This window comes from Pseudomonas sp. TMB3-21, from assembly GCF_054898145.1.
This window is the reverse complement of the sequence record NZ_CM142718.1, coordinates 3,032,014-3,052,963: the sequence shown is the minus strand read 5'-3', so window position 1 is coordinate 3,052,963 and position 20,950 is coordinate 3,032,014. Positions and strand designations below refer to the sequence as shown.

Here is a 20,950-nt window from a genome sequence, read left to right as displayed (position 1 = left end):
AATCACCTTATGCATCAGTGTCGCTGACCGTTACGCTCGAATCGCAGGCAGAAAAAAACCCGCCGAAGCGGGTTTTCCAGGTCCTGCGAGATGCAGTGCGAGGGTTACTTGACGCTGGCCGGGGTCGGGCCTTCGGCAACGCCCAGGTCGTCTTCTTCACGCTCTTCGGCAATACCGCGACCGCCGGACGCCAGTTCTGCGTGCATCACGTCGGTGTCCAGTTCCTTCACCCATTTGGCGACAACCAGTGTCGCAACGGCGTTGCCGACCAGGTTGGTCAAGGCGCGAGCTTCGGACATGAAGCGGTCGATGCCGAGGATCAGCGCCAGACCGGCAACCGGCAAGTGGCCGACAGCCGACAGGGTTGCCGCGAGCACGATGAAGCCGCTACCGGTCACGCCTGCAGCGCCTTTGGAGGACAGCAGCAACACCACCAGCAGAGTGATCTGGTGCGACAGGTCCATTGGCGTGTCTGTGGCTTGTGCAATGAACACCGCCGCCATGGTCAGGTAAATGGCGGTGCCGTCGAGGTTGAACGAGTAACCGGTCGGGATCACCAGACCCACGACGGACTTCTTCGCACCCAGACGCTCCATCTTGATCAGCATGCGCGGCAGTACCGATTCCGAAGAAGAAGTACCCAGCACGATCAGCAGCTCTTCACGGATGTAGCGAATCACTTTGATCACGCTGAAGCCGTGAGCGCGAGCGATGCCGCCAAGCACGACCAGGACGAACAACAGGCAGGTAATGTAGAAGCAGGCCATCAACTGACCCAGTTGCACCAGCGAGCCGACACCGTAGGCACCGATGGTGAACGCCATGGCACCGAAGGCACCGATGGGCGCGAGCTTCATGATCATGTTGATGATGTTGAACATCACGTGGGCGAAGCGATCAATCAAGTCCAGCAGCGGCTTGCCGTACGAACCCAGGCGATGCAGGGCGAAACCGAAGATTACCGAGAACATCAGCACTTGCAGGATATCGCCAGTGGCGAAGGCGCCGACGATGGTGGACGGGATCACGTTGAGCAGGAAGCCGACCACGCTTTGATCAGCACCGGCCGCTACATACTGGGCGACTTTGGAGGCATCCAGTGTCGACACGTCGATGTGCATGCCGTTGCCCGGCTGGACGATGTTGACCACCACCAGACCGACCAGCAATGCAATGGTCGAAACGATTTCGAAGTAGAGCAGCGCGTAACCGCCGGTTTTGCCGACCGACTTCATGTTCTGCATCCCAGCGATGCCGCTGACGACGGTGCAGAAGATGATCGGGGCGATGATCATTTTGATCAGTTTGATAAACCCGTCACCCAGCGGCTTGAGGGCCACACCGGTTTGCGGGTAGAAGTGACCGAGCAGGATGCCGATGGCGATGGCAACGATCACCTGGAAATACAGGGATTTGTAGATTGGCTGACGAGTCGTCATTGCAAAGTTCCTCAAGAGTGTCCCGTGACAACATCCGTCTGTTGGCCAGGACACCTGAATCGCGAACCCTCCTGCACTGGAGGGATTTGTTTTTTCGAGCTGCGCAGCGGCAGGTCTCTGCGGGATATATCGCAAGCGCCGTGCCACGTTCGGCAAAAGTCCTGCGAGCCTTGTGGTATGGGGGTTAGAGAGTTTTTAAAGACGCTTCGCCAGCAAAGGGTGGTGGCGGGTTTCCGCCCACGCGCCCGAACTCCTCCTACAATTTGGCGGATATCCGCCTTGTTCACCGCCAGCCATGGCGGCTACCATCCGCCGCTCTATAGACGGACCTGCCCGCATGCGCGAACGCACCATCGCCAGCCATTTCGCCCGCGCCGCCCTCGGCGGAGCGCGGATGCGCGGGTACGACTGTTCAGCGGTATTGCAACGGGTGGGGATCGGCGCCGAATTGCTCGACGAGCCTCGGGCGCGCATTGCGCCAGAGCAGTTCACTCGGCTGATCCAGAACCTGTGGCAGGCGCTGGATGACGAGTACCTGGGGTTTGCCCCGCTGCCGAGCAAGCCGGGCACCTTCGCGATGATGTGTCATTCGCTGATTCACTGCCGCAATCTGGATAAAGCCCTTCAGCGCGGCTTGCTGTTTTACAGCCTGTTCCCGGACGGCCCGGCCCTGAACCTGAGCCGCGAAGGCGAGATGATCCGCTTGGGCCTGGACGATTCGCAATTTTGCGACCCGGACCACTTCCTGACCGAAAGCCAGCTAATGGTGTGGCATCGTCTCGGCAGCTGGCTGATCGGCCAGCGCATTCGGCTGGAACAAGCCACTTTCAGCTATCCCAAGCCTGCGCACGGTGCCGAGTACGATTTGCTGTTTCCCTGCGCACTGACCTTCTCGGCGGCGCAAAGCAGCCTGCTGTTCCACAGTCGTTATCTCGCCATGCCGTTGCTGCAGGACGAACGCACGCTCAAGCATTTTCTCGAGCGCTCGCCCGCCGACCTGCTCTCGCGCCCGGATGACGGCGACAGCCTGAGCAGCCAGTTGCGTCGTTTGCTCAGTCGCGACAGTTCACCCTGGCCGGACCTGGAAACGGTGGCCGCGCACCTGCACATAAGCCCGCAGACCTTGCGCCGGCATTTGCGTGAAGAAGGCTCGAGTTTCCAGGAATTGAAGGATCAGTTGCGTCGCGACATTGCGATTTACCACCTGGGGCGAGCGGATCTGTCGTTGCAGCAGATTGCCGAACAGCTGGGGTTTTCCGAGCCATCGGCGTTTCACCGGGCGTTCAAGAAGTGGACCGGTTTGACGCCGGGGGCTTATCGGGCGCAGGAGAATTGATTCTCGACGCTGATGGGTGTGTGGACTTACCGGCCGCATCGCGGGCAAGCCGGCTCCTACAAAGGTCGCGGTCAAACCACAGGAAAATGAATCCGGAAGGCTGCTCCCCCCATCGATGAATCGCTCAAGGTAAGCTTCGCGCTGTAACTCTCGATGATGTCCTTGACCACCGCTAACCCGATCCCCTGCCCCGGATGTTGGCGGTCCAGCCGTTCACCTCTTTGCAGAATCCGCGCGCGCTCAGCCGGCGGCACACCCGGGCCGTCATCCTCCACGCACAGTTCAATGATGTCCGCCGTTTCCCGCACGCTGATGCGCACTTTGCCGAGGCACAGGCGATAGGCATTTTCCAGAAGGTTACCCAGCATTTCCAGCAAGGCACCCTGCTCGATCGGCACGTGGCACTGCTCGGGCAAATCAAAACTCACCTGCACACGCTTGTCGCGGTAAACCTTGTCCAGCGTATCGCACAGACTTTGCAGCACCGGGCGCAGGCGCACCTGATGGCGTACCAGACCACTTTTGCGCAGACTGGCCCGTTGCAATTGATAGCTGATCTGCTGGCTCATGCGCTCGATCTGGGTTTGCAGCAACCAGGCTTGATCGCGTTCCTGCGCACGTTTGGCCATGTCTTCGCTGACGCCCTGCAACACCGCCAGCGGCGTTTTCAGGCTGTGCGCCAGATCATCGAGGGAATCGCGATAACGACTGCGCTGCTCGCGCTCGCTGTGCAGCAAGCGGTTGAGCGAACCGGTCAGGCGCAGCAATTCGCGAGGGTGCTGTTCGCTGAGGCTTTCGCGCTCGCCGCTTTCGATTTCATCCAGTTCCTGACTGAGCCGGCGCAAGGCTTTCAAGCCCCAGGTCAGGCCAATCCACAGCAACGCCAGCAGCACCAGCAGCGCGGCACCAAAACCCAGGTAAAGATTTTCACGCAGGCCTTCAAGCGTGGCTTCGTACTCGCGCACCGGTTGCAGCGCGACAATGCTGTACGCCGCACTTTTACCACCGAGCAGTTTGACTTCGACGTCATAGACGAAGAATTCCTGGCCGTTGGCTTCGTTGATTCTGGCGAACTCGGTACCGCGCCCGTCGTATCGCGGCGTGTAATTGAGGTGTTCCTCGCGTGTCCCGTTCGAACGCCAGACCAGGCGTCCTTCGCGGTCATAGATGTAACCGAGCAAGCGGCCATCGGTGAGGTTGAAGCGCTCATCGGGCAACTGCGCGGGCATTTGCAGGTTATTGTTTTCCACGCGGGCCGCGGAGATCAGCGTGGTGACGTCCGAGGCCAGGCGTTGCTCAATGGAATCACGCAGCGCCAGGCTGAACGCGCCCTGCATCGCCGGCAGCAACGCGAGCATGAACAACACCGCCAGCAGCGTGGCGGCGAGCATCAGGCGCACGCGCAGCGAACGGATCAAGTGCAGCGCTCAGTGAACAGGTAGCCGAGGCCGCGCACAGTGTCGATTGGTTTGAAACCCGACGCCCCTTCCAGCTTGCGGCGCAATCGGCCGACGAGTACTTCGATCACGTTCGGATCGCGCTCATCATCGTCCGGGTAGAGCTGTTCCATCAAGCGGTCCTTGGCCACCACTTGCTGATGGTGACGCATCAGGTATTCAAGAATCCGGTATTCATAGGCGGTCAGTGCCAGCGGCTGTTCCTCAAGCATTGCCTGCTTGCGGTTGAGGTCCAGCGACAGCGGCCCGGCGACAATGGTCGACTGGGTAAAGCCGCTGGAACGACGCAGCAAGGCATTGAGGCGTGCCTCGAGTTCTTCGAACTGAAACGGCTTGACCACGTAATCGTCAGCACCGGCGGCCAGGCCTTCGACCTTGTCCTGCCAGTTGCCCCGCGCCGTGAGGATCAGGATAGGAAAGCTCTTGCCACGCGCGCGCAACTGGCGGATCAGGTCGAGCCCGCCCATGCCCGGCAAGCCGAGGTCGATCACTGCCAGGTCATGGTTGTATTGCTCGGTCTGGTACAGGGCCTCTTCGGCATTGGCCACAGACTCGACCACGTGGCCGCTGTCCGTCAGACGGGTTTGCAGGTGATGGCGCAGCAGCGCTTCATCTTCGACGACCAGCAATTTCATAACACTCTCCTGGGCAAATCAACATCTCCTGCGGCACTGCGGTGAATGTTCAGGACAGATCATAGCGGCCCAAAAAATCCGACTCCCGAAGTTTAATGCCATTGTGCGAGACCGACACGTTGGCGTAACCGTCGGAGTAATTTGCCGGGTGATTCGATTGCAGTAACTGCGCACTCCACGCACCGTTCTGACTGACGGTGTGAGTGGTTTTCAGACTGCTCAGGTTGTGAGATTTTCTCGCTTTCTCGGCGCTTTTTCCGGGTGACAAGGTAGCGGGCATGTCGTCGCAAGCGAACGCTGCAGTGCTCGCGCTCAATACGGTGAAAGCCAACAGCAGGTTTTTCAAGCCAGCCATGCGGGAATCTCCTCATGCGCAGGTTGCTTTGGGTACGTCGCAACATTACGCAGCGGCGCCTGAACTTTGCCTGAACACACGCTGAACCACAGCTGACGCAAATCGACTAGGCTGTTTTGACGACATTCCTCCGGAGATCCGATCATGCGTATGGTGCTTGCTTTCTTGTTGCTGGGCTTGAGCGCGCTGACTCAGGCCGCCATCAAAACCGAGGAAATCCCTTACCAGGACGCCGACGGGACCAAACTGATCGGTTACTACGCCTATGACGACGCGATCAAAGGCCCGCGCCCGGGAGTTGTGGTTGTGCATGAATGGTGGGGGCTGAACGAGTACACCAAGCGTCGCGCCCGTGATTTGGCCGGCTTGGGCTACAGCGCTCTGGCCATCGATATGTATGGCGACGGCAAAAACACCGAACATCCCAAGGACGCGATGGCCTTCATGCAGGCCGCGCTGAAAGACAGTGCGGCGGCCAGCGCTCGCTTTCAGGCCGGGCTCGATCTGTTGAAGAAACAGTCACAGACCGACCCGAACAAGATCGCCGCAATCGGTTATTGCTTCGGCGGTGGTGTGGTGTTGAACGCGGCGCGCCAGGGTCTGCCTCTGGCGGGTGTTGTGAGTTTTCATGGTTCGCTGGCGACCAAAACGCCGGCAACGCCGGGCAGTGTGAAGGCGAAAATACTTGTCGAGCATGGTGCACAGGACAGCATGGTGACGGCCGATAATGTGGCGGCGTTCAAGGCGGAGATGGACAAGGCTGGCGCTGATTACCAGTTCGTCAATCTGGAAGGTGCCAAGCATGGCTTCAGTAACCCTGATGCTGATCGCTTGGGCCACGGTGATCATGGCGGGCCAGACATTGGTTATAGCAAGGCTGCGGATGAAAAATCGTGGGCGGACATGCAGGCGTTTTTCAAGAAGATTTTCGCTTGATCGGGTAGACAGCAGCACGGCGTTCGCGGGCAGGATCTCTCTCACCTGGCGAGACACGGTTTCCAGTGAGAGGTCCGCCCGCGAACGGCGACGCTGCAATCCTGCACCAGGGCTACCCAGCCTGAGGACAACCCGGCAAAATGCCCGTCATGAATCCCGCCCCCGCTCTGCCCGCCTGCTGCTCCCCGCTCGACGCCCATTGGCCGCTGCCTTTTGCGCTGGCCGATACGGTGCTGCTGAGTACCCGTTTCGAGACCTCACAACTGGCCGGCGATGATTTCCGGCGTAGCGCCATCGAGCCACCGGCGAGCATCCAGCGCTCGGTCGCCAAGCGTCAGGCCGAGTTTCTGGCCGGACGGGTGTGCGCCCGCGCCGCGTTGCTGGCGCTGGAAGGGCTCGACTTTACGCCCATCATTGGCGAAGACCGCGCCCCGGTGTGGCCAGCGCATATCAGCGGTTCCATTACCCACAGCAGCGGCCGCGCTGCGGCGATCGTCGCGCGTAAACGTGATTGGCGCGGTCTGGGGATGGACCTGGAAAACCTGCTCGCTCCGGAGCGGGCTGAACGTCTGGCCGGTGAAATCCTCACGCCAGCGGAATTGCAACGCATGGCTGCTGGCTCGCAGGATCAAGTGGCGCTGCAGGTGACCCTGACGTTTTCAGTCAAGGAAAGTCTATTCAAGGCGCTGTATCCAATCGTTCGGCAGCGCTTCTATTTTGAACACGCCGAGGTGCTGGAATGGAGCGAGCGCGGCGAAGTGCGACTTCGGCTGCTCACCGACCTGTCCAGCGAATGGCGCAACGGCACAGAACTGGACGCGCAATTCGCCGTGATGGATGGGCAGTTGTTGAGCCTGGTCAGCATCAAGGCCTGAGGTTTGCAGCGGGCACATCTCGTTATCGTTCTTCGCGAGTAAGCTTTGCTCCTGCGGTCAGAGGTAGCCGTCGGCCCGGAGCAAGGTCTCGAGGCAGTGTTCGCTGATGTGATAGAAATCTTTGAGCTCCTGGATCTTCACCAGTAACTGAACCGGGTCTACCGGTTCGGCGCGTTTGACCGCCAGGATCATTTTGTTCTTGTTGGTGTGGTCCAGCGAGATGAACTCGAACACTTTGGTGTCGTAACCGCATGCCTCGAGGAACAGCGCGCGCAAACTGTCGGTGACCATTTCCGCCTGCTGGCCCAGATGCAAACCGTATTGCAGCATTGGCTTGAGCAGCGCCGGGCTCTGGATTTGCAGGCGGATCTGTTTGTGGCAGCACGGCGAGCACATGATGATCGACGCGCCGGAGCGAATGCCGGTGTGGATCGCGTAATCGGTGGCAATGTCGCAGGCGTGCAATGCGATCATCACGTCCAGCTCGCTTGGCGCCACGCTGCGCACGTCACCGCACTTGAACACCAACCCCGGATGTTCGAGTTTTGCCGCCGCGGTGTTGCAAAGCGTGACCATGTCCTCACGCAATTCGACACCCGTGACTTCGCCTTCGGCACCCAAGGTATTGCGCAAGTAATCATGAATCGCAAATGTCAGGTAGCCTTTACCCGAACCGAAATCCGCGACCCGCACCGCTTTGTCCAGCGCCAGTGGCGAGGTGGTCAGAGCGTGGCTGAAGACTTCGATGAACTTGTTGATCTGCTTCCATTTGCGCGACATGGCCGGAATCAGCTCGTGCTTGCCGTTGGTCACGCCGAGGTCGGCGAGGAACGGCCGGCTTAGGTCGAGAAATCGGTTTTTTTCGCGGTTATGGTCAGCCGAAGGCACTTCACGCAATTGCTGAGGTTTGCTCTTGAACAGTGAAGGCTTGCCCTTTTTGCTGTATTCCAGCTGGGCTTCATCGGTCAGCGACAGCAAATGTGCATTTTTGAACGACGCAGGCAACAACGCAGCGATGGTCGACACGCCCTCCTCGATCGACAGGTTCTTGGTGATATCGCGGGTCTTGTAGCGGTAAACGAAAGACAGGCAAGGCTGATCCTTGACCATAAGCTGTTTGATGATCAGCCGCTGCAGATCCGGCTCAGTGCCGACGTATTTGGCCAGCACCAGTTTGATGAAAGCATTCGCGTTGAGGCTGGTCTGCAGCAGATCAATGAACTGTGCGTGTTGATCCGGCGCGAGGCTGGCGGGAGTGGCGGTGACGGACATGGAAAAAAAGGCCTCGGGCGGGGCGGATCGGAATGGCGGGTATTTTAGGGGGGATGAGGTACAAGGGCACGGGTAATTTCCCGAACGGTGCGCAATCCCGAATGCAACAACACGGTTGAATGGGCTTTTGTGGCGAGGGAGCTTGCTCCCGTTCGGTTGCGAAGCAGCCGTGGAACCTGCAAACCCGTTTCACCGAAAGATTGCGGGCCGCTTCGCAGGCGGGCGGGAGCAAGCTCCCTGGCCACAAAGGCATATCCGCTCTCGGCATGTAATGGCGTCAAGCCAAAACAACCAAGCGATTCGGCAATTCATTCCTCACATGCGTCACCGGCACATGAGCTTTGAGCAACTCGCCGCACGCTTCGATACAGGTCACAAACCCCTGCAAGGTCTGGCCTTGTTTGACCTGCTGAGTAAATGCCGCAACGATCGCATCCCAATGCGCGTTGTCCAGGCGTGAGGAAATTCCCTGATCCACCAGGATTTCCACATAACGCTCAGCCTCGGAAACGAAAATCAGGATGCCGGTGCCGCCCACGGTGTGATGCAGGTTCTGCTCCAGAAACTGTCGCCGGGCCAGGTTGGACGCGCGCCAGTGACGCACCGAACGCGGGATCAGGTGAGTCGTGATCTTGGGGATTTTAAAAAGCAGGCACAGCACGATAAACGTGCCCCACTGCACCATCAGCAGGCTATGCAGCGTCAGCCAGCCACTCAGGTAATGCACGACACCCGGCACCACCAGTGCCAGCAGGCTGGCCCACAGCAGCGGAATATAGGCGTAGTCGTCGGCGCGCGCTGCAAGCACGGTCACCAGTTCTGCATCGGTGTCGCGCTCCACGCGGGCGATCGCCTCGGCGACCTTGCGCTGTTCCTGTTCATTCAGTAAAGCCATAATTACGGTTGCCTGTTCAATGTTGTGATCACCAGCCGCCCGACGAACCGCCGCCGCCGAAACTTCCCCCACCGCCGCTGAAGCCACCGCCTCCACCGCCGCCGAAACCGCCACCGCCAAATCCACCGCCCGAACCGCCGCGACCGCCGCCGCTGGGCATAATGCCGAGCATTTGGCAGACAAAGATCACAAGGATGAACAGCATCACCAGAAAGACCAACACGCCCGGATGCTGCGAAAGGAAGTCGCCCTGCTCACCGCCCGATCCGTAAATGGTCGACGGCTCATCCAGCGGATTACCGCCCAGCACCACCAGCATGGCCGCGACGCCATCGCTGATGCCCTTGCTGAAATTGCCGGTCTTGAAGGCGGGAGTGATCACCTGATTGATAATCACCGAACTCTGCGCATCGGTCAGGCGATCTTCCAGGCCATAACCGACTTCGATGCGCAGCTTGCGATCATCGCGAGCGACAATCAGCAATGCGCCGTTGTTCTTGTCCTTCTGGCCGATACCCCAGTCGCGCCCGAGCTGATAACCGAAGTCGGCGATGTCGGCGCCCTGCAGATCCGCCAGTGTGACAACGACCAACTGCTCGCCCGTGGCTTTCTCGTGGGCAGTGAGCTGTTGATTCAGCTGCTCACGCACCGTTGGCTCGATCATTTGGGCGTTGTCGACGATTCGCCCGGTCAACTGCGGAAACTTCAGCTCGGCCTGCGCCGACACTGCAAACACCCAGAGCAACAACACCAGGCCCATTTTCAACACGCGCATATACAACCTCGCAAGCGAACAGCGGCAGGTTTCAAGCCTCAAGCTGCAAGCAGAGCCGCCACGGTCGCCGTGACTTGCAGCTTGCAGCCTGCCGCTTGTAACTGCTGTTTTAGAACTTCACTTCAGGCGCTTTTTCCGCACCCGGGCTGGTTGCCTCGAAGGTCGCGCGAACAGGCAGGTCGCTGTACATCACGCTGTGCCACAAGCGGCCAGGAAAGGTGCGCAATTCGGTGTTGTATTGCTGCACTGCCAGAATGAAATCGCGACGCGCCACGGCGATGCGGTTTTCCGTGCCTTCAAGTTGCGATTGCAAGGCGAGAAAATTCTGGTTGGCCTTGAGGTCCGGATAACGCTCGGACACCACCATCAAACGACTCAGGGCACCGGTCAACTGATCCTGGGCCTGCTGGAATTGTTTGAGTTTTTCCGGGTTGTCCAGCGTGCTGGCATCCACCTGGATCGAAGTAGCCTTGGCCCGGGCTTCGATCACCGCGGTCAGGGTTTCCTGCTCGTGCTGGGCGTAGCCTTTGACCGTTTCCACCAGGTTGGGGATCAGATCGGCGCGACGCTGATACTGGTTTTGCACCTGACCCCAGGCCGCTTTGGCCTGCTCATCGAGGGTCGGAATCGTGTTGATGCCGCAACCGGCCAGCAATGTGGTCAGCAACATCAAGGCTGCGACTTGCAGGCTCGATCGATAGTGGTGTCGTACATTCATCTGGTTGATGCTCCTTACCCATTCCGTTGAAAAAACAACCTGCGAACTTTGCACCCGCTCTTGGGGCATAATCTACGACCGCCACTGGATTGCATCGTGCCAATGGGCTAAAAGATGCCCCAGCGCTGTAACGCTGGAAGTGTGCTGCATTTACCTGAACAACAATAGTCGCTCCCTAAATTTTGGCTGACCGGCGTTTCATTCCTGCCGTTTAGGCTTTAGAGAAAACCATTCATGAAGAAGCTGTGTTTGCTGGGCCTGTTCGTCAGCCTGGCCAGTCCTACCGTATTGGCCGCCACGACGCCCGCTCCTCTGGAAAACAAGGACGCCTTCGTCAGCAACCTGATGAAGCAAATGACCCTCGATGAAAAAATTGGCCAGTTGCGCCTGATCAGCATCGGTCCGGAAATGCCGCGCGAGATGATTCGCAAGGAGATTGCCGCCGGCAACATCGGCGGCACGTTCAACTCGATCACGCGCGCGGAAAACCGTCCGATGCAGGACGCGGCCATGCGCAGCCGGTTGAAGATCCCGATGTTTTTCGCCTACGACGTGATCCACGGTCACCGCACGATTTTCCCGATCCCGATTGCCCTCGCGTCAAGCTGGGACATGGACGCGATCGGCCTCTCCGGACGCATCGCCGCCAAGGAAGCCGCCGCCGACAGCCTCGACATTACGTTCGCGCCGATGGTCGACGTCTCCCGCGACCCGCGCTGGGGCCGCACATCGGAAGGCTTCGGTGAAGACACCTACCTCGTTTCGCGTATTGCCGGCGTGATGGTCAAAGCCTTTCAGGGCGCGGGCGCAAACACGGCCGACAGCATCATGGCCAGCGTCAAGCATTTCGCCTTGTACGGCGCAGTCGAGGGCGGTCGTGACTACAACGTGGTCGACATGAGCCCGGTCAAAATGTACCAGGACTACCTGCCACCGTACCGCGCGGCGATTGATGCCGGCGCCGGCGGCGTGATGGTTGCACTCAACTCGATCAATGGCGTGCCGGCCACCGCCGACACCTGGCTGATGAACGATCTGCTGCGCACGGAATGGGGCTTCAAGGGCCTGGCGGTCAGCGACCACGGCGCGATTTTCGAGCTGATCAAACACGGCGTCGCCCGTGACGGTCGCGAAGCGGCGAAGCTGGCGATCAAGGCCGGTATCCACATGAGCATGAACGACACGCTCTACGGCAAGGAATTGCCCGGGCTGTTGAAGGCCGGCGAAATCCAGCAAAGCGACATCGACAATGCCGTGCGTGCAGTGCTCGGCGCCAAGTACGACATGGGCCTGTTCCAAGACCCGTACCTGCGAATCGGCAAGGCTGAAGATGACCCCGTCGACACTTATGCCGAAAGTCGCCTGCACCGCGCCGAGGCCCGCGATGTTGCGCGCCGCAGTCTGGTGTTGCTGAAGAATCAGGGCGAAACCCTGCCGCTGAACAAAACCGCGAAAATCGCTTTGGTCGGTCCGTTGGCCAAAGCACCGATCGACATGATGGGCAGTTGGGCAGCCGCTGGCCGTCCGGCGCAGTCGGTCACGTTGTTCGACGGCATGACCCGCGCACTCGGCGATCAATCGACGCTGATCTACGCGCGCGGTGCCAACATCACCGGCGACAAGAAAGTCCTCGACTACCTCAATTTCCTCAACTTCGACGCTCCGGAAGTGGTCGATGACCCGCGTTCGGCGCAGGTGTTGATCGACGAAGCGGTAAACGCGGCGAAGGGTGCGGACGTGATCGTGGCGGCCGTCGGCGAATCCCGTGGCATGTCGCACGAATCGTCAAGCCGTACCGACTTGAACATTCCGGCCAGTCAGCGCGATTTGATCAAAGCGTTGAAGGCGACCGGCAAGCCGCTGGTGCTGGTGTTGATGAACGGCCGACCGCTGTCGATTCTCGAAGAGAACGCACAGGCTGACGCGATTCTGGAAACCTGGTTCAGCGGTACCGAAGGCGGCAATGCGATCGCCGACGTACTGTTTGGCGACTACAACCCCTCGGGCAAACTGCCGATCACCTTCCCGCGTTCGGTGGGGCAGATCCCGACTTACTACAATCACCTGAGCATTGGCCGGCCGTTTACGCCGGGCAAACCAGGCAACTACACCTCGCAATATTTCGATGACACAACCGGGCCGCTGTTTCCGTTCGGCTTCGGCTTGAGCTACACCCAATTCAGCCTGACCGACATGGCGTTGTCGTCGACCACGCTGAACAAGACCGGCAAGCTCGACGCCAGCGTGATGCTGAAGAACACGGGCAAGCGTGATGGCGAAGCGGTGGTGCAGTTGTACATTCAGGACGTGACCGGTTCGATGATTCGCCCGGTCAAGGAACTGAAGAACTTTCAGAAAATCATGCTCAAGGCTGGCGAACAAAAAGTCGTGCACTTCACCATCACCGAGGATGACCTGAAGTTCTTCAATGCGCAGCTCAAGTACGCGGCAGAGCCGGGCAAGTTCAACGTGCAGATCGGCCTGGATTCGCAGGATGTAACGCAGCAGAGTTTTGAGTTGTTGTAGGTCAAACACCGCAAACACCTGTGGGAGCTGACTGTTACGCCGCCATCGCTAGCAGGCTAGCTCCCACAGGTTTCGGGTTGCAGTACGATGTTGTGATCAACCCAGCACCCTTGTGGGAGCCAGCCTGCTGGCGATGGGGCCATGACTTCCAGCATCCTTCCTGGCTGTAACACCGCCATCGCTAGCAGGCTAGCTCCCACAGGTTTCTCCAGTGTGAAGTGGTCTGCGGTGTGACCACTACCCCCGCCGATCCAGCAGATTCACCACCAGTCGATCCACCCATCCCCACACCCGCTGCTTGGTCCTTCGCCACAACGGCCGGCGCTGCCAGGCTTCGAGGCTGATTTCCTGGCTGAGGGCAAAATCCTTGTCGAAACTGGCTGCAACCGCGTGGGTCAGTCCGGCGTCCAGCGCTTCGAGGTTGGCTTCCAGGTTGAAGCGCAGATTCCAGTGATCGAAGTTGCACGAGCCTATGCTGACCCAGTCATCGATCAGGACCATTTTCAAGTGCAGGAAACACGGCTGGTACTCGTAAATCCTCACGCCGGCCTTGAGCAGGCGCGGGTAGTAACGGTGGCCGGCATAGCGCACCGACGGGTGATCGGTGCGCGGTCCGGTGAGCAGCAGGCGTACGTCGATGCCACGGGCGGCGGCGCGGCGTAGCGAACGACGGACTTTCCAGGTCGGCAGAAAATACGGCGTGGCCAGCCAGATGCGTTGCTGGCCGCTGTTCAACGCGCGCACCAGCGACTGCAGGATGTCGCGGTGCTGGCGGGCGTCGGCATAGGCGACCCGCCCCATGCCCTCACCCTTTGCCGGCACGCGCGGCAGGCGCGGCAAGCCGAAATTGGCGCTGGGCTTCCAGGCCCGTCGATGGCGGTTGGCGATCCATTGTCGGTCGAACAGCAATTGCCAGTCGATCACCAGCGGGCCGCTGATTTCCACCATCACTTCATGCCATTCACTGGTGTCCTCGCCGGGCGTCCAGAATTCGTCAGTGACGCCGGTGCCGCCGACCACCGCCAGGCACTGATCCACCAACAACAGTTTGCGATGATCGCGGTACAGATTGCCGACCCAGCGACGCCAGTTCAGGCGATTGTAAAAACGCAGCTCGACGCCCGCTGCCGTCAGTTGCTGGCGCAGCGTCGGATTGAAGGCGAGGCTGCCGTAATCATCGAACAGGCAACGCACGCGCACGCCCCGTTCGGCCGCTAGCACCAGCGCATGAACCATCGCATCGGCGCAGGCGCCCGCCTCGACCAGATACAGTTCCAGTTCGACCTGCTCCTGCGCGCGAGCGATCGCTTCCAGCATGCGCGGAAAAAACTGCGGACCATCGATCAGCAGCTCGAACCGATTACCTTCACGCCAGGGGAAAATCGCACCGGACATATCAGCGCGCCGTGAAAATCAGCACCGCACCCACCGGCACTGACAAGCTGATGGCTGACAAACCGGCGACTTTGCGCAGGTTTTCCAGGCCAGGCGCCAGGTCGAAATCGCCGGCATTAATCACCAGCGGCTCGAGAGTCACGACCTGGAAACGCCGGTCATCGAGGCGCGTCGCCAACAGCTCGGCGTTGTATTCGTGGGTTTTGCCGTGGAGTTTTACGGTGACCGGCAGGCGCAATTCGAGTTGTGCGCCAGGCGCCAGATCGTTGATCGGGCCCAGGTCGATCTGCGTGGTGATCAGCGCTTCGGGGAACGTCTTGATCTCGAACAGCTCTTTGCGCAGGCGTTCGTCGCGCAACGGGATGCCGCTGTTGACTGACTCCAGCTCGACGTCCACCTGGACCACGCCTTTTGGGCTGACTTTGCCGTGCAGCACCAGAAAGCGGTTCACTTCGGAGATGTGGGCGTTTTTAGTGCTGACGAACGATAGCCGCGAGGATTCGCCGTCGAGGTACCAATTGGCCTGCGCCGACAGCGAAGCGCCGCTCAGCAGTAGGCCTGCGAGTGTGTTTACAAGGAAGCGGTTGAGCATAAAGACTCGTACTGGAAATAAACGTGCACGAACCTTACCCGCGCGCGAGCTGATTGCCTACCTGTAGCAGCTGCCGAAGGCTGCGTCCGGCTGCGTAGCAGTCGTCAAGATGCAACTGCGTTCTTCCTGAAATACCACATCGTTGATTCACGACTGCTACGCAGCCGGACGCAGCCGGACGCAGCCTTCGGCAGCTGCTACAGGATTTGTGTGATCAGGGCTCCAGTCGGCAGCCTTGGCGTTTATTGATCCACACTGCGCTGTTGCTGCGGCCCAAGCCACTCACGGTAATCCGCTTGCTCGCGGTGTCGTCGCTAAAATCGCTGGTGGGCAGCCACTGTTTCACATAGGCGTGGCAATACTCGGCGTCGTTGTTCATCACGTAGCGGCACGAGCAATATTCTTTCGCCGTGTAGGCGCTGATGATGTCGGGAAACGCCCACAGCGCCACCCGCTCATGCCAGACCCAGCCGAGCAAGGCGATCAGCAGGATAAGCCCCAGCGTGCTGAACGGGCGGCGCCGGGCGAAACGGTTCATGGCTGCACCGGCTGCGCAAAGGCTTTCAGCGCGAGCCTGAGCAACTCGTTGTGTTGATAGGTGCCGTCGCGATCATCGCCGTAGCGCACGATGATCAGCCGTTCGCCGGGCATCACGTACATTGCCTGACCCCAATGGCCCAACGCAGCGAAGGTGTCGGCGGGAGCATCCGGCCACGCTTTTGCGTCGCTGTCCGCCGAGCGATTGAGCCACCAGTGACCGCCAGGGACGGCTCCATCCTGATGAGCCTGATAACCGGCGAACGGCTCGCGATTGAACGCCACCCAGTCTCGCGGCAGCAATTGTCGATCCCGCCAACGACCGTCGCGGGCCATTAACAAACCGATTCGCGCCAGATCCCGCGCGGTCAGGTAAGCGTAGGACGAGCCGACGAATGTTCCGGTGGCGTCGGTTTCCCACACGGCGTCGCGAATGCCCAATGGTTCGAACAGCGCGGTCCACGGATAGTCTGGATAACGCGCAGCCCCGACGATGTTTTTCAAGGCGGCTGACAACAGGTTGGTGTCGCCGCTGGAATAGCGGAAGGCCTGACCGGGTGGGGCGTACTCGGCGTGGTCGGCGGTGAACGCCGCCATGTCCTCGCGGCCTCGGGTGTACAGCATTGCCACCACCGAGGATTTCAGCGGGGCGTATTCATAATCTTCCTGCCAGTCCAGCCCCGAGGCCCAGTGCAGCAGGTCGGCCATGCTGATCGCCGGGTGCTTGGCCAGCGGCGGATAAAACTTCTGCGCCGGGTCGTCGAGTTTGAACAGGCCTTCTCCATAGGCCACGCCAAGAAGAGTCGCCAGCAAGCTTTTGCTGATGGACCAGGTCAGGTGCGGCGTCTCGGCGCGGGTCGGGCCGGCGTAGCGTTCGTAGATCAATCGACCGTCGTGGATCACCAGCAAGGCGTCGGTACGAATGCCTTGGCGGGTATCGTCGTCGCGGGGCGGGAAGGCGTAGGTTTCCAGAGCCTGCAGCGCGGGACCGGTGCTGACCGGACCTGTTGCCCACTGCTCGGTTGGCCAGGTTTCAGCGATGGCCGGGAGGCTGAACAACAGGATGAGAAACACAGACAAGCCTTTGAACATGGTGAGGGCTCGATAGGTAGACCTGCTGAGCCTAGTCGAGGTTAATGACAGTTCCGGGGTTTGTGGTGCCGGGAATACCGCCATCGCGAGCAGGCTCGCTCCCACACTGAAAAATGCATTCCCCTGTGGAGCAAGGCTCGCCCGCGACGCGGCGCGAGCAGGCTCGCTCCCAGATTGGAAATGCATTCCCCTGTGGGCGCAAGGCTCGCCCGCGAAGGGGCGCGAGCAGGCTCGCTCCCGGATTGAAAATGCATTCCCCTGTGGGAGCAAGGCTCGCCCGCGAAGGGGCGCGAGCAGGCTCGCTCCCGGATTGGAAATGCATTCCCCTGTGGGAGCGAGCCTGCTCGCGATGACGCCAGTCAATTCTTCGAAAATCCGGCCAGTGCCTTCGCCAGCCGCTTCCCTCTGGCAGCTGAGGCCAGATCGATCACTGCCTGATCGCGCTGCCACATCGCTGCCCATTCCTGCGGGCCATCGGCCATGGCCTGCCCGATGTCAGCCTTGAGATCGTCAAACTGCGCGAACAGTCCGCCCAGCAACACATGCCCCGCCGGATTGTTCGGCGCGTGCCGGCTCACTTCCGCGCACCCGGCCAGCAGCGCCAGCAAGCGCGACTGCAACGTCTGCGACCAGTCGCAATCCTGTCCGACGCCATACAGCCACGCCGTCATTGCGCTCAGTACATAGACGTCTTCGAGGGTGCGAAACGGTTTAACGTAGGCATCCCATCCATCCCCGGCCAGCAGTTCGCAATGGGCATTTTCCAGAATCAGGCGACCGTGGCTAATGTCCGGCATCAGCGGGATCGGCGGCAGTTTCTCCACCTGCACGCCTGGTTCGTCGGGATACACCACGGCCAGGCACAAACGCGCGACCTCTCCCGGGGCCTCGCTGCGAGCGGCGACCAGCAGCCAGTCGGCGGCATCGCCGGCGGTGACAAAATCCTTGCGCCCGCTGAGACGCAGTCCACTCAAACGCGTTTGCATGTCCGCCGCGCGCAGGCTGCGCTGCTCGGTCGCACACAACGCGCCAAGGCTCAGTGGCGCGCTCGGCCAGAGCATTCGCAACGCCGCTTGATACCCCACCAGAAACGCCAGCCCCGGCGTTGCCATCAGGCGTCCGCCCAACACTGCCAGCTCGAAGGGCGTCACCGTGCCGAGGTGCTGCAACAGGGTCGCGAAGCCGTCGCCCAGGTCCGGCTCGGCGGGCAGGCGATCGCGGCGATTCAACAGGGTTTGCCAAGGCATTAGAGGCTCCTCGTGGGCTGTCATATAAGCATCACCAAAGCTTCATGGCGATGACACCGGGGCTACATAGCCTGACTTTGCACAACACGGCTGCATAAAGAAAGTCGATCGGCTGTTAACCAAGACGGGTGAGCAACCCGCACGGAGAGACGCAATGACTCAGATCGCCCGCATCAGCGACACCGGCAATGAACGCCGTCTGCAAGCCGAACGCCTGGTGGGCGCCCAGGCCTTGCAGGAAGCCCAGGCTTTGCGCTTCAACGTGTTCAGCGGCGAATTCAACGCCAAACTGAAAGGCGCTGAACTGGGTCTGGACATGGATGACTATGATGTTCACTGCGCCCACATTGGCGTGCGTGATTTAAACACCGGGCGTCTTGTGGCAACTACGCGCTTGCTCGATCACACCGCGGCTAGCAGCCTCGGCAAGTTTTACAGCGAAGAAGAATTCAGCCTGCATGGCCTGGTCCATCTGCAGGGCCCGATCCTGGAAATCGGTCGCACTTGCGTCGACCCGGCCTACCGCAACGGTGGCACCATCGCCGTGCTCTGGGGCGAACTGGCCGAAGTCCTCAATCAGGGCGGCTACAGCTATCTGATGGGCTGCGCGAGCATTCCGATGCAGGACGGCGGCATCCAGGCGCACGCGATCATGCAGCGCCTGCGCGAACGTTACCTGTGCACCGAACACCTGCGTGCCGAACCGAAAAAACCGCTGCCGGTGCTGGACATCCCCTCCAACGTCATCGCTGAAATGCCGCCACTGCTCAAGGCCTATATGCGCCTCGGCGCGAAGATCTGCGGCGAGCCGTGCTGGGACGAAGACTTTCAGGTGGCCGACGTGTTCATCCTGCTCAAACGCGACGAACTCTGCCCGCGTTACGCTCGCCACTTCAAGGCGGCCATGTGATGAGCCGCCTCCGGGTGTACGCGCGGATTGCGCGAGTGCTGGTGGTGGTGACGCTGGGGTTGAGCATGGCCAGTGTGTTCGGCCTGTTCGAGCGCTTCGGCTTCGCCCATTCGATGGTGCGCCGGCAGCGCTGGTCGCGGTTTTTCATGGCGCGGCTGGCCAATGCCCTGCCCTTTCGCATGACCGTGCACGGCGAATTGCCGAAAGCGCCGATGCTCTGGGTCAGCAATCATGTGTCGTGGACCGACATCCCGTTGCTCGGCATGCTCACGCCGATGTCGTTTCTGTCCAAAGCCGAAGTGCGCACCTGGCCGGTGGCGGGCTGGTTGGCGGCCAAGGCTGGCAGCCTGTTCATTCGTCGTGGCGCGGGCGACAGCCAATTGATTCGCAAGCAGATGACCCGCCATCTGCAGCAGGAGCATCCGCTGCTGATGTTCCCGGAAGGCACCACCACCGATGGCCGTTCGTTGCGCACCTTCCATGGCCGTCTGCTTTCGGCGGCGATTGATTCCGAAGTGCCGTTGCAGCCGGTGGCGATTCGTTATCTGCGCGATGGCCAGATCGATTCGCTGGCGCCGTTCATTGGTGAAGATGATCTGCTCTCGCACCTGATGCGACTGTTCGCCAATGATCGCGGCGAAGTGGAGATTCACTTGCTCAAGCCGATTGCCTGCGAAGGCCGGGAACGTGCGGCGCTGGCGTTTGAAGCGCAGCAGGCGGTGCAGAGAGCATTGTTTGGGGCGATTCCGGAGAAGCAGCACGTGCCGATGCGGCCCGCGATTGCTGCCTAAACATGTATTTCCTGTGGGAGCGAGCCTGCTCGCGATGACGGACTGACAGTCGACACATTCTTTGGACGACACACCGTTATCGCGAGCAGGCTCGCTCCTACAGGGAATCTAGGTCGCTGGATAGTTTCGCGCAAAAGCCTGCACATGCGGATAGAACAACCGGAAATCCTCGCTTAATGGTTCATACAACACCCGCAATTCCTGCATCGCCCCCGCCAACTCCTCCGGCCGAGTCAATCGCCGGGAAATCCCTCGTAGCACTTGCTCCAGCACCTCGAACTCGCGGTATGAACCCAGCCAGTCGTTGGCCATCATGTGCGGCGCGATCTTCGCCAGACGCTCCGGCAACTGCGGCTCGGCGGACAGCACCCGGTACACGTTCAACGTGAATTGCTGCAGCGGTTGATCAGCGTACATCGCCCAATCCCGCGCCAGGCAATGGTCGAAAAACACGTCGAGCACAATCCCGGCATAACGCCTTCGAGTGACGGAGAAGCGAGCCAGCGCGATGTCCACCAACGGGTGGCGGTCGGTGAACACGTCGATGCTGCGATGCAACTGGATGGCCGCTTCGATCTCCGGGTCGAACTGCCCTTGCAGGCGTCCCTTGACGAAATCGCCATACAGGCTGCCGAGCCATTGACCGGGGCGCTGGCCACCGAGGTGGAGATGTGCGAGATAATTCATGCTGCGCAGCTTAGCACTGCTACCCGCGCATCGTTATAACCCGATATACCGATTTATGCGGTCGTCAGAGCAAAATCATATTGGTGTATCGCGAAGTAACGATTTAAAGTTCGCCTCATCGCGATATAGCGTTTTACTCATCACGAGCCCAAACCCATGACCATCGACCTCGACGAAATAATAAAAGCGCTGGCACACCCAGTACGCCGAGACATCCTCATCTGGCTGAAAGACCCCAAGACCCAGTTCCCCGAGCAGCTCCACAACCATGAGTACGGCATCTGCGCCGGACAGATCGATCAACGCTGCGGCCTGTCGCAGTCGACCGTGTCCGCGCATTTGGCGACCCTGCAACGGGCGGGCTTGATCAGCAGCCAGAAAGCCGGTCAATGGCACTTTTTCAGACGCAACGAGGACGTGATTCAGGCGGCCCTCGACGCCATCGTCAAGGAGCTCAGCGCTCCGACAAGGAATTAACCA

General features: G+C 60.2%; 21 protein-coding genes. 7 read left to right on the top strand and 14 right to left on the bottom strand.

Translation table 11 applies throughout. The annotated features are described in order from the left end of the window. Window positions 1-104: 104 nt before the first annotated feature. The gene (locus tag ACYZTS_RS14050) at window positions 105-1,439 is read right to left on the bottom strand and encodes a dicarboxylate/amino acid:cation symporter (RefSeq protein WP_028624469.1); all 1,335 of its coding nucleotides are present in this window, start codon (window positions 1,437-1,439) and stop codon (window positions 105-107) included. Window positions 1,440-1,776: 337 nt separating this feature from the next. On the opposite strand from ACYZTS_RS14050, the gene ACYZTS_RS14045 reads away from it, so the two are divergent. Then, window positions 1,777-2,775, top strand: a complete 999-nt coding sequence (locus ACYZTS_RS14045; protein WP_461989922.1) for an AraC family transcriptional regulator — start codon at window positions 1,777-1,779, stop codon at window positions 2,773-2,775. A 71-nt stretch (window positions 2,776-2,846) separates the two neighbouring features. On the opposite strand, the gene ACYZTS_RS14040 is transcribed toward ACYZTS_RS14045, so the two are convergent. The 3 genes from ACYZTS_RS14040 to ACYZTS_RS14030 are packed head-to-tail and all read right to left on the bottom strand — an operon-like array spanning window position 2,847 to window position 5,222. Then, the gene (locus ACYZTS_RS14040; protein WP_461989920.1) at window positions 2,847-4,193 is read right to left on the bottom strand and encodes an ATP-binding protein; all 1,347 of its coding nucleotides are present in this window, start codon (window positions 4,191-4,193) and stop codon (window positions 2,847-2,849) included. Then, a complete protein-coding gene (locus ACYZTS_RS14035; protein WP_028624472.1) occupies window positions 4,190-4,867 on the bottom strand; it encodes a response regulator in 678 nt (225 codons plus the stop codon). Before ACYZTS_RS14035 ends, ACYZTS_RS14040 begins: the two co-directional genes overlap by 4 nt. Before the next feature lie 49 nt (window positions 4,868-4,916). Further along, window positions 4,917-5,222, bottom strand: a complete 306-nt coding sequence (locus ACYZTS_RS14030; RefSeq protein ID WP_461989918.1) for a hypothetical protein — start codon at window positions 5,220-5,222, stop codon at window positions 4,917-4,919. Between the two features lie 144 nt (window positions 5,223-5,366). On the opposite strand from ACYZTS_RS14030, the gene ACYZTS_RS14025 reads away from it, so the two are divergent. Both ACYZTS_RS14025 and ACYZTS_RS14020 read left to right on the top strand, forming a co-directional pair. Continuing rightward, window positions 5,367-6,158, top strand: a complete 792-nt coding sequence (locus ACYZTS_RS14025) for a dienelactone hydrolase family protein (RefSeq protein WP_461989917.1) — start codon at window positions 5,367-5,369, stop codon at window positions 6,156-6,158. A gap of 149 nt (window positions 6,159-6,307) precedes the next feature. Then, complete coding sequence (locus ACYZTS_RS14020) at window positions 6,308-7,033, top strand: 4'-phosphopantetheinyl transferase family protein (protein WP_201770528.1); 726 nt, start codon at window positions 6,308-6,310, stop codon at window positions 7,031-7,033. A 57-nt stretch (window positions 7,034-7,090) separates the two neighbouring features. On the opposite strand, the gene ACYZTS_RS14015 is transcribed toward ACYZTS_RS14020, so the two are convergent. The 4 genes from ACYZTS_RS14015 to ACYZTS_RS14000 all read right to left on the bottom strand — a co-directional run bounded on the left by ACYZTS_RS14015 (window position 7,091) and on the right by ACYZTS_RS14000 (window position 10,693). After that, window positions 7,091-8,305, bottom strand: coding sequence for a class I SAM-dependent methyltransferase (locus ACYZTS_RS14015; RefSeq protein WP_461989915.1), 1,215 nt, complete (start codon window positions 8,303-8,305; stop codon window positions 7,091-7,093). A 277-nt stretch (window positions 8,306-8,582) separates the two neighbouring features. Further along, window positions 8,583-9,200 carry a TPM domain-containing protein gene (locus ACYZTS_RS14010; protein ID WP_461989913.1) on the bottom strand — a complete coding sequence of 206 codons (618 nt, stop codon included), beginning with the start codon at window positions 9,198-9,200 and terminating at the stop codon, window positions 8,583-8,585. 28 nt (window positions 9,201-9,228) lie between these two features. Next, complete coding sequence (locus tag ACYZTS_RS14005; protein WP_461989911.1) at window positions 9,229-9,975, bottom strand: TPM domain-containing protein; 747 nt, start codon at window positions 9,973-9,975, stop codon at window positions 9,229-9,231. 109 nt (window positions 9,976-10,084) lie between these two features. Beyond that, on the bottom strand, window positions 10,085-10,693 hold the full coding sequence (locus ACYZTS_RS14000; protein ID WP_461989909.1) for a LemA family protein: 609 nt from the start codon (window positions 10,691-10,693) through the stop codon (window positions 10,085-10,087). 234 nt (window positions 10,694-10,927) lie between these two features. Between ACYZTS_RS14000 and bglX the strand changes: the two genes are divergently transcribed. Then, entirely contained in the window at window positions 10,928-13,219 is a 2,292-nt protein-coding gene (gene bglX, locus ACYZTS_RS13995; protein WP_461989907.1) for a beta-glucosidase BglX, read from the top strand. A gap of 237 nt (window positions 13,220-13,456) precedes the next feature. On the opposite strand, the gene ACYZTS_RS13990 is transcribed toward bglX, so the two are convergent. The 5 genes from ACYZTS_RS13990 to ACYZTS_RS13970 all read right to left on the bottom strand — a co-directional run bounded on the left by ACYZTS_RS13990 (window position 13,457) and on the right by ACYZTS_RS13970 (window position 18,082). Next, window positions 13,457-14,614 (bottom strand): phospholipase D-like domain-containing protein, encoded by a 1,158-nt coding sequence (locus ACYZTS_RS13990; RefSeq protein WP_461989905.1) that lies wholly within the window; start codon window positions 14,612-14,614, stop codon window positions 13,457-13,459. Between the two features lies 1 nt (window position 14,615). Next, window positions 14,616-15,206, bottom strand: coding sequence for a YceI family protein (locus ACYZTS_RS13985; protein ID WP_461989903.1), 591 nt, complete (start codon window positions 15,204-15,206; stop codon window positions 14,616-14,618). A 214-nt stretch (window positions 15,207-15,420) separates the two neighbouring features. Beyond that, window positions 15,421-15,744: an amidase gene (locus tag ACYZTS_RS13980; RefSeq protein WP_461989901.1), complete on the bottom strand. Its 324-nt coding sequence runs from the start codon at window positions 15,742-15,744 to the stop codon at window positions 15,421-15,423. Beyond that, window positions 15,741-16,835, bottom strand: coding sequence for a serine hydrolase domain-containing protein (locus ACYZTS_RS13975; RefSeq protein ID WP_461989899.1), 1,095 nt, complete (start codon window positions 16,833-16,835; stop codon window positions 15,741-15,743). The genes ACYZTS_RS13980 and ACYZTS_RS13975 overlap by 4 nt, the downstream gene beginning before the upstream one ends. A gap of 359 nt (window positions 16,836-17,194) precedes the next feature. Beyond that, complete coding sequence (locus tag ACYZTS_RS13970; protein ID WP_461989897.1) at window positions 17,195-18,082, bottom strand: acyl-CoA dehydrogenase middle domain-containing protein; 888 nt, start codon at window positions 18,080-18,082, stop codon at window positions 17,195-17,197. Window positions 18,083-18,236: 154 nt separating this feature from the next. Here ACYZTS_RS13970 and olsB point away from each other — a divergent pair, with 154 nt between their 5' ends. Both olsB and ACYZTS_RS13960 read left to right on the top strand, forming a co-directional pair. Continuing rightward, window positions 18,237-18,992, top strand: a complete 756-nt coding sequence (gene olsB / locus ACYZTS_RS13965; RefSeq protein ID WP_028622972.1) for an L-ornithine N(alpha)-acyltransferase — start codon at window positions 18,237-18,239, stop codon at window positions 18,990-18,992. Continuing rightward, on the top strand, window positions 18,992-19,783 hold the full coding sequence (locus ACYZTS_RS13960) for a lysophospholipid acyltransferase family protein (protein ID WP_461989895.1): 792 nt from the start codon (window positions 18,992-18,994) through the stop codon (window positions 19,781-19,783). The genes olsB and ACYZTS_RS13960 overlap by 1 nt, the downstream gene beginning before the upstream one ends. 108 nt (window positions 19,784-19,891) lie before the next feature. Here ACYZTS_RS13960 and ACYZTS_RS13955 read toward each other — a convergent pair whose 3' ends face one another. Then, window positions 19,892-20,470, bottom strand: coding sequence for an acyl carrier protein phosphodiesterase (locus ACYZTS_RS13955; protein WP_461989893.1), 579 nt, complete (start codon window positions 20,468-20,470; stop codon window positions 19,892-19,894). A 156-nt stretch (window positions 20,471-20,626) separates the two neighbouring features. On the opposite strand from ACYZTS_RS13955, the gene ACYZTS_RS13950 reads away from it, so the two are divergent. Beyond that, window positions 20,627-20,947, top strand: a complete 321-nt coding sequence (locus ACYZTS_RS13950; protein ID WP_028622975.1) for an ArsR/SmtB family transcription factor — start codon at window positions 20,627-20,629, stop codon at window positions 20,945-20,947. The last annotated feature ends 3 nt before the right edge of the window (window positions 20,948-20,950 follow it).

Coding starts and splice junctions, on each gene's coding strand:
- ACYZTS_RS14050 (WP_028624469.1), bottom strand. CDS start 1,439: ATGACGACTCGTCAGCCAATCTACAAATCCCTGTATTTCCAGGTGATC.
- ACYZTS_RS14045 (WP_461989922.1), top strand. CDS start 1,777: ATGCGCGAACGCACCATCGCCAGCCATTTCGCCCGCGCCGCCCTCGGC.
- ACYZTS_RS14035 (WP_028624472.1), bottom strand. CDS start 4,867: ATGAAATTGCTGGTCGTCGAAGATGAAGCGCTGCTGCGCCATCACCTG.
- ACYZTS_RS14030 (WP_461989918.1), bottom strand. CDS start 5,222: ATGGCTGGCTTGAAAAACCTGCTGTTGGCTTTCACCGTATTGAGCGCG.
- ACYZTS_RS14025 (WP_461989917.1), top strand. CDS start 5,367: ATGCGTATGGTGCTTGCTTTCTTGTTGCTGGGCTTGAGCGCGCTGACT.
- ACYZTS_RS14020 (WP_201770528.1), top strand. CDS start 6,308: ATGAATCCCGCCCCCGCTCTGCCCGCCTGCTGCTCCCCGCTCGACGCC.
- ACYZTS_RS14015 (WP_461989915.1), bottom strand. CDS start 8,305: ATGTCCGTCACCGCCACTCCCGCCAGCCTCGCGCCGGATCAACACGCA.
- ACYZTS_RS14010 (WP_461989913.1), bottom strand. CDS start 9,200: ATGGCTTTACTGAATGAACAGGAACAGCGCAAGGTCGCCGAGGCGATC.
- ACYZTS_RS14005 (WP_461989911.1), bottom strand. CDS start 9,975: ATGCGCGTGTTGAAAATGGGCCTGGTGTTGTTGCTCTGGGTGTTTGCA.
- ACYZTS_RS14000 (WP_461989909.1), bottom strand. CDS start 10,693: ATGAATGTACGACACCACTATCGATCGAGCCTGCAAGTCGCAGCCTTG.
- bglX (WP_461989907.1), top strand. CDS start 10,928: ATGAAGAAGCTGTGTTTGCTGGGCCTGTTCGTCAGCCTGGCCAGTCCT.
- ACYZTS_RS13990 (WP_461989905.1), bottom strand. CDS start 14,614: ATGTCCGGTGCGATTTTCCCCTGGCGTGAAGGTAATCGGTTCGAGCTG.
- ACYZTS_RS13985 (WP_461989903.1), bottom strand. CDS start 15,206: ATGCTCAACCGCTTCCTTGTAAACACACTCGCAGGCCTACTGCTGAGC.
- ACYZTS_RS13980 (WP_461989901.1), bottom strand. CDS start 15,744: ATGAACCGTTTCGCCCGGCGCCGCCCGTTCAGCACGCTGGGGCTTATC.
- ACYZTS_RS13975 (WP_461989899.1), bottom strand. CDS start 16,835: ATGTTCAAAGGCTTGTCTGTGTTTCTCATCCTGTTGTTCAGCCTCCCG.
- ACYZTS_RS13970 (WP_461989897.1), bottom strand. CDS start 18,082: ATGCCTTGGCAAACCCTGTTGAATCGCCGCGATCGCCTGCCCGCCGAG.
- olsB (WP_028622972.1), top strand. CDS start 18,237: ATGACTCAGATCGCCCGCATCAGCGACACCGGCAATGAACGCCGTCTG.
- ACYZTS_RS13960 (WP_461989895.1), top strand. CDS start 18,992: ATGAGCCGCCTCCGGGTGTACGCGCGGATTGCGCGAGTGCTGGTGGTG.
- ACYZTS_RS13955 (WP_461989893.1), bottom strand. CDS start 20,470: ATGAATTATCTCGCACATCTCCACCTCGGTGGCCAGCGCCCCGGTCAA.
- ACYZTS_RS13950 (WP_028622975.1), top strand. CDS start 20,627: ATGACCATCGACCTCGACGAAATAATAAAAGCGCTGGCACACCCAGTA.